The organism is Actinoplanes sp. CA-252034, assembly GCF_050956125.1.
Taxonomy (GTDB): Bacteria; Actinomycetota; Actinomycetes; order Mycobacteriales; family Micromonosporaceae; genus Actinoplanes.
The window spans coordinates 475,754-487,500 of sequence record NZ_CP191846.1 but is presented as its reverse complement, the minus strand read 5'-3'; the positions used below and the strand labels follow the sequence as shown (position 1 = coordinate 487,500).

12 protein-coding genes (1 of these 12 cut by a window edge) are annotated in these 11,747 nt (G+C 71.2%); 3 read left to right on the top strand and 9 right to left on the bottom strand.

From position 1 onward, the window contains the following. Positions 1–299: the 5' portion of an ATP-binding protein gene (locus ACQPZW_RS02285; RefSeq protein WP_433793186.1), read on the bottom strand. 124 nt of this gene lie to the left of the window's left edge; the window shows 299 of its 423 coding nt (coding positions 1–299); its start codon is at positions 297–299; its stop codon lies beyond the left edge, outside the window. Positions 300–700: 401 nt separating this feature from the next. On the opposite strand from ACQPZW_RS02285, the gene ACQPZW_RS02280 reads away from it, so the two are divergent. Together ACQPZW_RS02280 and ACQPZW_RS02275 are read left to right on the top strand one after the other, a co-directional pair. Beyond that, positions 701–1,420: a SigB/SigF/SigG family RNA polymerase sigma factor gene (locus tag ACQPZW_RS02280; RefSeq protein ID WP_433797399.1), complete on the top strand. Its 720-nt coding sequence runs from the start codon at positions 701–703 to the stop codon at positions 1,418–1,420. A 101-nt stretch (positions 1,421–1,521) separates the two neighbouring features. After that, positions 1,522–2,229 (top strand): DedA family protein, encoded by a 708-nt coding sequence (locus ACQPZW_RS02275; RefSeq protein WP_433793185.1) that lies wholly within the window; start codon positions 1,522–1,524, stop codon positions 2,227–2,229. A gap of 62 nt (positions 2,230–2,291) precedes the next feature. Here ACQPZW_RS02275 and ACQPZW_RS02270 read toward each other — a convergent pair whose 3' ends face one another. The 7 genes from ACQPZW_RS02270 to ACQPZW_RS02240 form a co-directional block, all read right to left on the bottom strand. Beyond that, the gene (locus ACQPZW_RS02270) at positions 2,292–3,008 is read right to left on the bottom strand and encodes a hypothetical protein (protein ID WP_433793184.1); all 717 of its coding nucleotides are present in this window, start codon (positions 3,006–3,008) and stop codon (positions 2,292–2,294) included. A gap of 119 nt (positions 3,009–3,127) precedes the next feature. Then, positions 3,128–3,853: a LamG-like jellyroll fold domain-containing protein gene (locus tag ACQPZW_RS02265; protein ID WP_433793183.1), complete on the bottom strand. Its 726-nt coding sequence runs from the start codon at positions 3,851–3,853 to the stop codon at positions 3,128–3,130. A gap of 42 nt (positions 3,854–3,895) precedes the next feature. Beyond that, a complete protein-coding gene (locus tag ACQPZW_RS02260; RefSeq protein WP_433793182.1) occupies positions 3,896–4,618 on the bottom strand; it encodes a tetratricopeptide repeat protein in 723 nt (240 codons plus the stop codon). Positions 4,619–4,887: 269 nt separating this feature from the next. Then, positions 4,888–6,123 (bottom strand): tetratricopeptide repeat protein, encoded by a 1,236-nt coding sequence (locus ACQPZW_RS02255; RefSeq protein WP_433793181.1) that lies wholly within the window; start codon positions 6,121–6,123, stop codon positions 4,888–4,890. After that, complete coding sequence (locus ACQPZW_RS02250) at positions 6,120–7,028, bottom strand: cyclase family protein (RefSeq protein ID WP_433793180.1); 909 nt, start codon at positions 7,026–7,028, stop codon at positions 6,120–6,122. Before ACQPZW_RS02250 ends, ACQPZW_RS02255 begins: the two co-directional genes overlap by 4 nt. A 12-nt stretch (positions 7,029–7,040) precedes the next feature. After that, positions 7,041–7,628: a TMEM165/GDT1 family protein gene (locus tag ACQPZW_RS02245; RefSeq protein ID WP_433793179.1), complete on the bottom strand. Its 588-nt coding sequence runs from the start codon at positions 7,626–7,628 to the stop codon at positions 7,041–7,043. A gap of 241 nt (positions 7,629–7,869) precedes the next feature. Next, positions 7,870–9,435 carry an alpha/beta hydrolase gene (locus ACQPZW_RS02240; protein ID WP_433793178.1) on the bottom strand — a complete coding sequence of 522 codons (1,566 nt, stop codon included), beginning with the start codon at positions 9,433–9,435 and terminating at the stop codon, positions 7,870–7,872. Between the two features lie 216 nt (positions 9,436–9,651). Here ACQPZW_RS02240 and ACQPZW_RS02235 point away from each other — a divergent pair, with 216 nt between their 5' ends. Next, the gene (locus ACQPZW_RS02235) at positions 9,652–10,152 is read left to right on the top strand and encodes a hypothetical protein (protein WP_433793177.1); all 501 of its coding nucleotides are present in this window, start codon (positions 9,652–9,654) and stop codon (positions 10,150–10,152) included. Here the strand turns inward: ACQPZW_RS02235 and ACQPZW_RS02230 are convergent. Then, positions 10,124–11,740 (bottom strand): APC family permease, encoded by a 1,617-nt coding sequence (locus ACQPZW_RS02230; RefSeq protein WP_433793176.1) that lies wholly within the window; start codon positions 11,738–11,740, stop codon positions 10,124–10,126. The two genes, ACQPZW_RS02235 and ACQPZW_RS02230, sit on opposite strands and share 29 nt — an antisense overlap. Between the last annotated feature and the right edge of the window lie 7 nt (positions 11,741–11,747).

Genomic DNA, 11,747 nt, shown 5'->3' with positions numbered 1-11,747 from the left:
TCCTCGTCGAAGAGGGGCTCGCCGGCCAGATCGTGGTCGGCGACGTCGAGGATGAGGGCGCCGGGCTCCCGGAGGAGACGTATGTGAGTGGGCGCGCGTCCGTGGCGGAGGGCGTTGGTGGCCAGCTCGGTGGCGACGACGGTGATCCGGTCGAGGCCGTCCTCGTCGTCGAGTGAGGTGCCGGCGACCGCCTGGCGCAGGCCGGCTCGTAGGTCTCGTAGCTCACCGACGCTGTCGAGGCTCCAATGACGGAGTTCGGTCGCTGCCGAGTGCGGGGCCGGGGCGGGCGGCGACGTCATGGGCCCATCTTGCCCACTCCCGGGGGAATTGCAGAGGACGGATCTTCTACCGGTTCGGGCGGTCGAGCGAGGGCTTTTCCCGAAGTCAGACCCAAAACTGAGCCCTTACGTCCGGTTTGTCACGTAAAACGCCTCATACTTTCGGCTAGTGTTCTCTCGGCCTGTCGTATAGAGTCTGCGTAACCGAACGGCCAACTGTGCTCCGGACAGGCTGCGACTGCCTGTCCCCACGAATATGGATGCCCGACCGACCGGGTCCCAAACCTAGGGACCGGCTCTCCGGAAAAGGTGTCAGGGAGGACCACGACATGACCGTCACCGAGACCAAGACGTCGGTGTCGCCGTCGACCACGGCGAGTGCCCAGGCTCCGGCCGACAGCGCCGCCGAGCTTCTGTCCGCGATGGCCGCGATGCCGGCCGGCCACCCGTCCCGCGCCGCACTCCGCGACCGGGCGATCGAGGCCTGGCTGCCGCTCGCCCGCCACCTCGCGCACCGCTACTCCGGCCGCGGTGAGCCCACCGACGACCTCGTGCAGACCGCCACCGTCGGCCTCATCAAGGCCGTCGACAAGTTCGACCCCGAGCGCGGCGTCGACTTCGCCGGCTACGCCATCCCCACCATCATCGGCGAGATCAAGCGCCACTTCCGCGACCGCACCTGGTCGGTCCGCGTCCCGCGCCGCCTGCAGGAGCTCCGCCTCGCCATCACCGAGGCCAACGCGACCCTCACCCACTCCCTCGGCCGCTCCCCGCAGGTCTCCGACATCGCCGTCCACCTCGGCATCACCGAGGAGGAGGTGCTGGAGGGCCTGGAAGGCGCCCGCGCCTACAACGCGACCTCGCTGTCCACCCCGATCAGCGCGGACGGCACGACCGAGCTGGGCGAGACGCTCGGTGGCGAGGACCACGAGTTCGAGATCGCCGAGACGCGGGTCGCCCTCGGCCCGGCGCTGGCCACTCTCGACGAGCGTGAGCAGAAGATCCTGACGCTGCGGTTCTACGGCAACCTGACCCAGAGCCAGATCGCCGACCAGATCGGCATCTCGCAGATGCACGTCTCCCGCCTGCTCACCAAGGCGCTGACCAAGCTGCGTGGCCAGCTGGCCGCGGACGTTCTCTGACCCCTGCCGAGTGACGGCGCCGCTCAGCCCGAGCGGCGCCGTCGCCGTTTATTGAAAGGTCCGCTCGGCTCCCCATGACGGGTGCCGCTACCGTGTAACGGATGCCACCTTCAGCCGAACTTCCCGGGTTCCTGCACGCCGTGGCGCCGATCCTGGATCGCTGGGGTTATCTCGCGATCGGCGGCATCATCGTGGTCGAGAGCTTCGGTGTGCCCGCGCCCGGCCAGACGATCATGGCCGCGGCGTCGGTCTACGCCGGCTATGGGCGGATGAACATCTGGATCGTCGCGGCGATCTGCTTCGTGACCGCCGTCGTCGGCGACAACATCGGCTACTGGATCGGGCTGCGCGGCGGCCGGAAGATCGTGAACCGGTGGGGGAAGTACATCCTCGTGACACCGGCCCGGCTGGCGAAGGCCGAGCTGTTCTTCGCCCGGCGCGGCAACCGGATCATCGTGATCGCCCGGTTCATCGACGGGTTGCGGCAGCTCAACGGCGTGATCGCCGGGATCACCCGGATGCCGTGGAAGACGTTCCTGCTCTACAACGCGATCGGGGCGGCGCTCTGGGTCGGGTTCTGGTGCACGCTGGCGTACCACCTGGGCGCGAACCTCGGGCCGATCATGGGCAAGATCCATCACTACCAGTGGCCGGTCATCGGTGTGCTGGTGCTCGCGGTCGCGACCTACGTGGTCCTGCATGTGCGGCACATCCGCAAGCGCCGGGCGCGGACAGCCGCGGAGATCCGGGCGGCCGAGGAGTCCGGGACCGCTGAGCCGGCCGATACGCGAGAGCAGACCCAGGCCTGAGCACGAGGACGGTTCCCGCCGCCCACAGCGGGAACCGTCCTCGTCTTCATCCCCGAATGACGTCAGGTGGATGCCTTCGACGGCTGACCGCCGGGCACCTGACCTGCGCCGGGTCCGGCCGGCACGGTGACGGTGCTGTCTCCGCCGAATGCGGCCATCAGGCCCGCGCCCACTCCGCCGCCGGCCAGGGCGGCGGCGGCGAGGGCGGCCGCCATCATCAGCTTCGGGCTCCGGCGGGCGGTCCGGTCCGGGCTCATCCCTCTTCCTTCGGTACGGGCGGACACGACACCGAGGTCGATCGGGGCGGGGTCCGGGTTCCACGCCCGTACCGGTGGCTCCGTGCGTTCCGAGAAGGAAGAGGCGGGGGCGGCGTTCCATCCGGCGGTCGGCGGCTCGCTGTGCCAGGACTGCGGAACCGAGTCCGGCACCGGGCTCTGACTCCACTCGGCCGGGATCCGGTCCGGCATGGGGCTGCTGCGGTAGGCGGGGCCCATCGTGGTGTTGCCGTTCCAGGAGGCCGCCGGATCGGGTTCGGGGTGGCGGCCGCTCCAGCCGGGTGCTGCGCCGGGATCATGCCAGGTGACGGGCGCGGCGGCTGGCTCGCCGAGGTAGCCGGTGGAGTGGTGGCCGGCGTACGCGCTGGACGGTGACCAGTCGTTCGGCACGGAGGCGGGTTCCGGCACCTCGGACGACCAGGCGACGGGCTCTCCGTGGCCGCTGCGCGCCGGCCGGCCCTGGGAGTGCCACGGGCCCGGTGCGGACGGATCGTGCTGACTCATCGGCGCTCTCCTCGGTCCGGTTGCTTGCTGACGACGAGAAGAGTGCCGAGCCGGGCTATGCGTCCGCTGTGCGGCTGATAGGTACCACTTGTCAACGCGCTCCGACGGGGAGACGACACTCAACGGGCGATCCGTACCCAGACGTTGTCCAGGACGCCGTTGAACTGGTCGTTGTCGCGGTAGGCGCCTTTCGCCCCGATGCTCAGCGGCAGGTCGTTGGAGACGTACAGATCGGCCGGGACGGTGGTACGCCCCCGTGCCTCGCCGTCGACGTAGATCTCCAGGCGTGTGCCGGACCGCTGACATCGCACCCGGTGCCAGGTGCCGTCCGCGGCGGTGACCGAGCTGCGGACCATGCGGATGACCGGCCGTTTCACGTCGACCAGGACACAACTGGGGTGGCCGGCCGTGCCGTCGATCTGCAGTTTGTACTGGCTGCTCGTGGCCGAGTAGCCCTTCTGCAGCACGTTCTGGCCTTTGCTGGTCTGGCCGGGTGGGAGCAGCACGTCGGCGCCGAAGGCGATGTCACGGCCGCCCGGGTTGAGGTCGGCGGAGAGGTCGCTCTGCAGGGCCACGTGCGGGCAGACCTGCTGCGTGCACTTGCCCGGGAAGGCGAGCGCGGTGCCGGGGCCGTGTGCGACCGCGCGGACCCGGCCGCCCTGAGCGGAGATCACGCGCAGGGTGTGCCCGTTTCCGGACTCGTCGATGATGCTGCTGGAGCGCCCGTTGAAGCCGTAGTGGGCGGTCATCTCGGTCACCCTCGGCGGGTCACTCGCCCGGGCCGGCGTGGCCGGGGCGACGACGGGCACGAGAGCGAGAACCGCTGCGGACATCCGTGATTGCATGTCCGGATTATTACTTGTGCGGTATTCTGCCGATGCCTGAGTTCAGGGGCGAAACTCCTCCGGGCGAACCGGTTTTGCCTGCTCCTTGCGCCCGAAGAGCCGCCAGCCCCGCTTCTTCTTCTCGACCACCGGCTGTGCCGCCCCGTTCAGCACGTCCAGTCGGTGCCGGGCCACCGGGTTCTCCGGCTCGAGCCGCAACGACGTCTCCAGCGCCTGCCGGGCCTGATCGACATGACCGAGCGCGGCCAGGGTCACCCCGTGCGTGAAGTAGTAGTGCGCCTCGTTCGGGTCCAGCCCCACCGCGGTCCGTGCCGCCTGCTCCGCGTCACCCAGTTGCCGGTCGGCGGCGAGCAGCGCCCACGCCACCCGGTCGTGCCAGAGCGGGTTCTTCGGCTCGACGATCACCGCCCGGTAGGCCATGCTCATCGCCTCCTCGTGCCGGCCCAGCAGGGTCAGCGCACGACTCGCGATCGCCAGCGGCCGCGGATCCTCCGGCGCCAGCTCGACGGCCCGGTTCGCCGCGTCCAGTGCCGGCTCGACCTGGTCCAGCGCCAGCCGGATCCGCGCCATCAGAATCCAGCCCGGCGCCGAGTCCGGCCGTCCGGCCAGCACCGGATGCAGCATCTCCGCAGCCTTCTCCGGCTGCATGTGCTCGAAGAGGGCGGCGGCCCGCGCCACCCCGAGGTCACTCGGATCAGCGAACGCCCGCGCGGAGGCGTCGGCTGCGCTTGCGGTCATGCCCGGGGAGGGGGCCAGCTCGGTCATCGGTCCGCTCCGCGGATACGGGTGTGGATCACGAGGTTCACATCGGCGGAAACACACGATTTCTGAGCCTCGCCGCCCACTGGAGGCGATTGGCTCCCGCTCAAGACTCTCCTCCGGTACGACCCACGCCGGTCCCGGGCCTGTCCCCGCGACGCGGACCCCACTCCGGCCCGCAAGGCGACTCACGGGCGTAGCGGTGACCACGGGCTACAGCCGGGTCCGCGTCGCGGGTTCGGGCGGGGCTGGAGTACGGCGTACCGGAGAAGGGGTCAGAGCGGAAGGAAGACGCCGGCCGTGGGTGGGGTGGTCCGGCGGCGCCGGGCGATCAGGGTCAGGCAGGTGGCGGTGGCGGCGAAGGCGGCCAGGGTCACCGGGAGGCGCCACGCCGGGGCGAGGGTCTCGGTGGTGATCACGCCGACCCCGACGGCGGCGCAGACGCCCGCTATCAGCAGCAGGGAGTGGCTGGTCAGGCCTCTGCCGGATTCGCCGGGCTCGTCGACGGGGGCGGTCAGCAGGCGCACGGCGAAGCCGGCGAACGTGGCGGTGGCCAGCAGCGCCGGCAGCCAGGCTGGCGGGGCGGCCAGGGCGATCAGCAGTGGCAGGACCGCGATCGCGGCGGCACCCAGGGCGATTCGCTGGCGGCCGTGGGTCAGCAGGTCGCGCAGGTACGAGCGCAGTGCCGGGTCGAGGCGGGAGAGGAAGTAGCCGGCGTAGGCCCCCGGGACCAGGGCGGCCAGGGCGGCGAACAGGCGGGCAACGCCGGGGGACGACTCGGCGGTACGCCAGCCCAGGTAGGCGAGCAGGACCAGGATGATCGCGGTGTAGACCAGGAACTGGCGCAGCGCCACGTCGAGCAGGAAGCGGCTGGCCTCCTGTCGTGGGTCCGCCCGCAGAGCTCCGACCAGTCCGGATGCGCCCCGGGCCAGGCGGCCGAGGGCGAACGGATGGTGGTGCACGACGTCGAGGGCGGCCAGCTCGTGCCGGGCCACCGCGCTGTCCGGGGACAGGGCCAGGGCGTCGCGGAGGGCTGCCCGGGCCCGGTCGGTGAGGTTCAGCTGTTTCATCACCATGGCGTAGGTGATCCGGAAGTCCGCCTCGTCCGGGTCGAGGCGGATCGCCTCGCGGGCGGCGTGTTCGGCCTCGACCGCGTGGCGGCCGTCCTCCAGCAGTGCCCAGGCCAGGCGGTGGTGCCGGTACGGGTTCTCCGGCTGACGCAGCGCCGCCTCCCGGGCCGTGGCGATGGCCTCCTCGTGCCGGCCGAGCTCGGTGTGCACGCGGCTGAGGGCGGCCAGCGCGTCCGGCCATTCCGGGGCGTGTTCGACGGCACGCCGGGCCAGTTCGTCGGCCAGATCCGGCCGTTTCAGGGCCAGCTGGGCGTGTGTCATCAGGACCAGTGCCGTGATGTGGTCGGGTTCGGCGGCGAGGACCGGCGCGAGGAGCTCGGCGGCGGCGGCCGGTTCGCCGCGGCCGAGCTGGATCCGGGCCAGCTCCAGGTTGCTGGTCACGCCTGTGGCTCCTCGGCGGGGATCGTGGCGAACGCCCGGACCGGGAAGGCGCCGAAGCCGGCCACCCGCGGCGGGGTGGCGGTGAAGCGGGCGCCGAGCGGCGGCAGTTCGCGCAGGTTGGTGAGGTGTTCCACGACCGGGATGCCGGCCGCCAGGAGAAGGGTGTGTGCCGGGCGCTCACCGGCCGACGACGGGGCGACGTCGTCGATGTTCACCGCGTCGATGCCGACCAGGGCGGCGCCCCGGTCGACGAGCAGCTCGGCGGCCGCGGCGGTCAGGTAGGGGGCGTCGACACCGTAGCGGGGGGTGGCCCAGTGCCGGTCGCCGCCGGTGTGCAGGAGCACGGCCCGGCCGGTGACGGCGACGTGGGCGAGCATCTCGGCGGTGACGCCACGCTCGCCGCCGACGGCCCGGACCACCACGGCGGGCAGCCCGGCGAGCCGTTCCAGCGGCAGGCCGGCCAGGTCGGCGCCGTCGGCGTAGCGGTGGTAGGGGCTGTCCAGGTAGGTGCCGGTGTTGCCGAGCATGCTGATCCGGTCGATGACGAACTCGGTGCCGGGCGCGTAGACGCCGCGGGACGCGAGCCGTGTCAGGTGCGGGGTGATCTCCGGACCGGGCAGGCCGGGTGAGGTGACCATCCCGGCCGTGATCACGTGGCTGAGCTCGACGAACCGGACCCGCTCAGCCCGGGTGTCGGCCGGCGGGTGCGGTTCGGCGATGATCCGGACGTCGCTGACCTCGGCTCGCTCCACCCGTTGCGGGGCGAGCGCGGCGACGAGCAGCGCGGTGATCTCGGATTCGGTGACGTCGGCGTGCGGGATGTTCAGGCGGAAGCCCCGCGCCCTCAGTTCGCCCCCGCCGTCGAGGGTGACTTCGGCGTCGAACTCGGCCCGGTAGTCCAGCACGGCGGCTCCTTCTTATCGCAGTTCGATCACACCTTCGGCGATCAACCAGATGCCGAAGATAGCGAAGAGTGCGGCAGCTCCGTACTTGATGACCTTTTCCGGTAGATGTCTACCCAGGTATCGGCCGACGAGAATGGCCAGCGCGTCGGCGGCGACCATGCCGATCGTCGAGCCGACCCACACACCGAACCAGCCGTGCTGGGTGGCCAGGGTGATGGTCGCCAGCATGGTCTTGTCACCGAGCTCGGCCAGGAAGAAGGCGCCACCGACCGCGAGGATCGCCGAACCGGTGGAGCGCTCGGCCTTGCCCTTCTCCTCGGCGGTCAGGGAGTCGCCGCGCAGGGTCCAGGCGCCGAAGCCGAGGAACGCGATACCGGCGATCAGCGAGATCCAGCCGGTCGGGAGGGTGGCACCGAGGCCGTACCCGATGCCGACCGAGACGAGATGCACCACTGCGGTGGCCACGGTGATGCCGATCAGCACCGGCACGGTCTTGAACCGGGTGGCGAACGTCATCGCCATGAGCTGCGACTTGTCGCCGAGCTCGGCGACGAAGATGACCGCGAAGCTGATCGCCAGCGCGGTTAGGAAACCTTCCACAAGAAACTCCCGGTGACCATGACCGGGCTCAGGCGCAGGGCGACCTCGACCCGGCCATAAACGAATACGGCCTGATCGAAGGTCTCGCTCGCCCCGAAACGAGGCCGCGCGGCCGGAACCCGGAGAACCGGGGTCAGTATGTCGACCGCGACATTGGGAGCTACTCCCCTTCGCGGGATCGAGCATAACTCACGCGCTGGTCACAGGCCCGGTGGCGTTCACCACCGGGCCCGCTCCCCCGTTATCCGATGTCGCGTTGCAGCAGCAGGCGCTCGGAGAGGGCGCTCTTCCCGGCGACCGACAGCGGCGTGGGCTTGGCGATTGGCTCGCATTGCTTGTCGGAGCGGTCCGCCTTGACCCGGCCGGGCAGCGCGCCGGTGGCCAGGTAGTCCGCGATCGTGTTGTCCACGCACGCGTTACCGAAGAGCGAACCGGCGTGCGTGGTGCCGCCGATGCCCTCGAGCAGCACCGACCGCGGGAAGCGGCGGCGCATCTCGAGGGCGCCGGAGTACGGGGTGGCCGCGTCCAGCGTCTCGTTGATCATCAGAATCGGCGGGGCGTCGCGCCCGTCGACCTCGACCGGGGTGCCGGCCCGACCGGCCCAGTGCCGGCACGGGGCGTTGTACCAGGCGTTGCCCCACGTCTCGAACGGCGCCCGCTTGTACACCCGCCAGTTGTCGCGGGCCCACTTCTTCCAGTCGGCCGGCCACGGCGCGTCGGTGCACTGGACGGCCAGATAGACCGCATAGCCGTTGTCGGCGCCCTCGCTCTGCTCGTGGTTCTCGTCGAAGAGCCGCTTGAGCGGTGCCGGGTCCTTGTCGCGCACCCAGGACGAGAGGGCGCGGGCGGTCTCCTCCCACCCGAAGACGTAGTAGCCGGGCTGCAGGAAGATGTCGGTCAGCTCGGCCGGCCCGATCGACCCGGCCGGCTTCTTCGCCAGCTCGTCGAGCTGCCGGTAGTAGAGCTTCTGCACGTCGGCCGCGGTCCGGCCCAGGTGGTAGACCGAGTCGTACTTGGCGATCCAGGCGAAGTAGACCTTGATCGCCTTGTCGAAGGCGATGTCCTGGTCGAGGTTCGACCGGTACCAGACCCGGCCCGGGTCGACGATGCCGTCGAGGACCATCCGGTGCACCCGCTCCGGGTGCAGGGTGGCGTAGACCTGGCCGAGGTAGCTGCCGTACGAGAAGCCGTAGAAGCTGATCTTCTCGACGCCGAGGGCCTCCCGGATCCGGTCGATGTCACGGACGGTGTCCTCGGTGCGCATGTTGTCCAGCAGGGCGCCGCCGGCCTCGGCGCAGGCGGCGGCGTACGCCTTGGTGCGGACGTGCCAGGCCTTCTCGATCTCCGGGGTGCTCGGCACGTACGGAGGCCGGTTGTACCCCGTGTAGTCGCTGTCACAGGTCAGCTTCGGCTTGCTGGCGCCCACCCCGCGTGGGTCGAAGCCGATCCAGTCGTAGGCGGCGCCGACCTGCCGGGGCACGTGCTGGCCGAGAGTGGCCATCCCACGACCGGAGCCTCCCGGCCCGCCCGGGTTGACCAGGATGGGCCCCTGACGCTTGTCGGCGGGCACGGTGGCCTTGATCCGCGAGACGGCGAGCTCGATCTTCTGCCCGTCCGGTTTCGCGTAGTCCAGTGGCACGGAGAGGAATCCGCACTCGGCGCCCTGCGACTTCAACGAGCCCTCGCCGCAGGCGCTCCAGGCGATCGGCGACGGTTCACCGCGCGCCGTCCCGGCCTGCGCCTCGGTCACCGCGACGCCGACCGTGCAGAGCGCCACCGCGATGGCGGCCGCCCAGAATCTTCTCATACCCAGCCCCTTGTGTCCGTTTAAGCCCATATGGTCAAGGGCTTAACGGGGCGCATCACCCGTCCACGCCGGACCACCACTCCATAAGGTGCTTTTTGCAGATTAAGGTACAAATGCGGCATTATTCCGCAGTCATGACCGGCAAACGGGGTCCACTCGGACGCGCGAACGCGGAATCCCTGCCGAGAGCCGTCTGATTTGCGACCATTGCGAACCATGAACGAGTTCTGGCTCCACCCACGGCTGGGGACGGCAACTCGGGACGGCCGGCAGCCGCGACAGTATCTGCGGGCGCTGCGGCACGCCGTACGGACCCTGGACGCCGACCCGGGCTGGCAGCAGTGGTGGCAGGGATCCGGCTTCCGCGGTTGCGAGCTCGGCATCGTCACCGAAGGCCGGCTCGACCACCTGCGCCCCAGCGCCGACATCCGCCGGGTCGACGACCGGCTCCGGGCCAACTTCACCTGCGCTCTCCCGCCGGCCGAGACCGGTCGTGACGAGCTCGCCCACCGGGCGTCCACCGAGGTGCGCACGATGTTCGAGGTGATCCGGGAGGCGATGGCCCTCCCCGATCTGCCGCCCACCCCGACGCCGTCCACCCCGCCCGAGGACGCCGGCGAGGGCCCGGTGACGGCCCGGAGCCTGCCGTCGATCCCGCGCGAGCTGGAGCCCCAGGGCTATCTCACCCTCACCCAGGTCCAGGACTTCTTTGCGTGACTGATGTGCTTGACTGCTCCGCCTCCCGGCTCGCCGCCTCGCCCTGATGGTCGCGGTCGATGCGCTCCGGGCGGTGGGCGCCCGGGTCGCGTTGCCGGGGAATCGTCGCGACGGCGGGCTCGGCGTGGGAGACGGCTGGTGGGGTGACGACGACCGGGGTGCCGGCCAGGCCGATGCCGGCGTAGATCACCGGGCGGAGGCGGCGCAGCAGCAGAGCATGCGCGACTGCCAGCACCAGGCATGTCGCGAAAGCCGCGGGTATCACGCGGACCAGCGGATATCCGGCCGGGAGCGCGAGCAGGGCCGGCAGGTCACGAAATGCCAGGACGGCGAGGGTCCCCAGGGACACTGTGGACAGAACGGGCGCCAGAAAGCGGCTCCAGGCCCCTTCGGGACCGGGGACGCGGTTCAGGCGCAGCAGCGCGGCCACCGACACGAGCAGCAACAGCAGCAGGATGCCGAGCGAGCCGCCGGCGATCAGCCAGCGCGCGGTGCGCAGACCCGGGGCGGCGCCGGCGGCATGGGCACCGGCCAGCGCGGCGCCGGCGATCAGCGACTGGGTCACCGAGGCGGCGCGCGGCGCGGCGGTCCGTCGTCGGGTTCGGCCCAGCACACCCGGCAGCACCCGCTCCCGGCCGAGGGCGTACAGGTAGCGGGCGATCACCGCGTGCAGCGCCAGGATCGCCGCCAGGACCCCGGCGAGAAGCATCGCCCGGCTGAGAGTGACCGCCCACGGGGCGAGCCGCTCGGCCGCCAGGTCGAAGAGCAGCTCCGGGCCACGGGCGGCGGCGGCCGCGATCCGGTCCGGGCCGGCGGCGACGATCATCGACCAGGTGAGGCCACCGAGCAGCAGGGTGAGCAGCACGACCGCCCAGTACCCACCGAATCCGGCGCTGCGCCGCGGTTGGAAACCCTCCTCGGCATACCCGGCGGAGGACTCCAGCCCGGCGAAGGCGAGCGCCGCGACGACCAGGAGCAGCCCGAGCGCCGGCCGGTCCAGGAGAGCCGGCCCGGTGATCCGGATCGAGTCGGCGGCGACCCGGCCGCCGGCGGGTTGCATGACGTCGGCCGCGCCCACACCGGCCAGCACGGCGGCCTGCGCGACCGTGACGAGCCCGATCAGCGCGGCGGCCACCTCGATGCGCATCGTCCCGCACAGCGCGACGATCGCCCAGCAGGCGGCGGCCACCACCCACCACGGCGCGGTCAGACCGAGGCTGCTCAGCAGCGGCGCGGCGGTGAGACCGGCCAGCGCGTAGAGACCGAACTGGATCGCCTGGTAGCCGGCGATCGCCAGCCACGCGGCGACGACGCCACCGGGACGGCCGAGCCCGTGGGCGACCTGCGAGTACGCCGCGCCCGCACTGGGGAACCGCCGGATCATCGCGGCCCGCCCCGCGCAGAAGAGCAGGAGCGCCAGCCCGGCCACGGCGAACGACCAGGGCACGAGCGGCCCGGCACCGTCGGCGAGAGCTGCCGGGACGACGGTGACCAGAGTTACCATGGGGGCGGTCGCGGCCACGCCGGCGAAGGCGATGGAGGCGGCGCCCACCCGGCCGGATGCCAGACCCGTGTCGGTTGTCTCCACGGATCTA

Coding starts and splice junctions, on each gene's coding strand:
- ACQPZW_RS02240 (WP_433793178.1), bottom strand. CDS start 9,435: ATGAGAAGATTCTGGGCGGCCGCCATCGCGGTGGCGCTCTGCACGGTC.
- ACQPZW_RS02265 (WP_433793183.1), bottom strand. CDS start 3,853: ATGCAATCACGGATGTCCGCAGCGGTTCTCGCTCTCGTGCCCGTCGTC.
- ACQPZW_RS02235 (WP_433793177.1), top strand. CDS start 9,652: ATGAACGAGTTCTGGCTCCACCCACGGCTGGGGACGGCAACTCGGGAC.
- ACQPZW_RS02280 (WP_433797399.1), top strand. CDS start 701: ATGGCCGCGATGCCGGCCGGCCACCCGTCCCGCGCCGCACTCCGCGAC.
- ACQPZW_RS02260 (WP_433793182.1), bottom strand. CDS start 4,618: ATGACCGAGCTGGCCCCCTCCCCGGGCATGACCGCAAGCGCAGCCGAC.
- ACQPZW_RS02270 (WP_433793184.1), bottom strand. CDS start 3,008: ATGAGTCAGCACGATCCGTCCGCACCGGGCCCGTGGCACTCCCAGGGC.
- ACQPZW_RS02275 (WP_433793185.1), top strand. CDS start 1,522: ATGCCACCTTCAGCCGAACTTCCCGGGTTCCTGCACGCCGTGGCGCCG.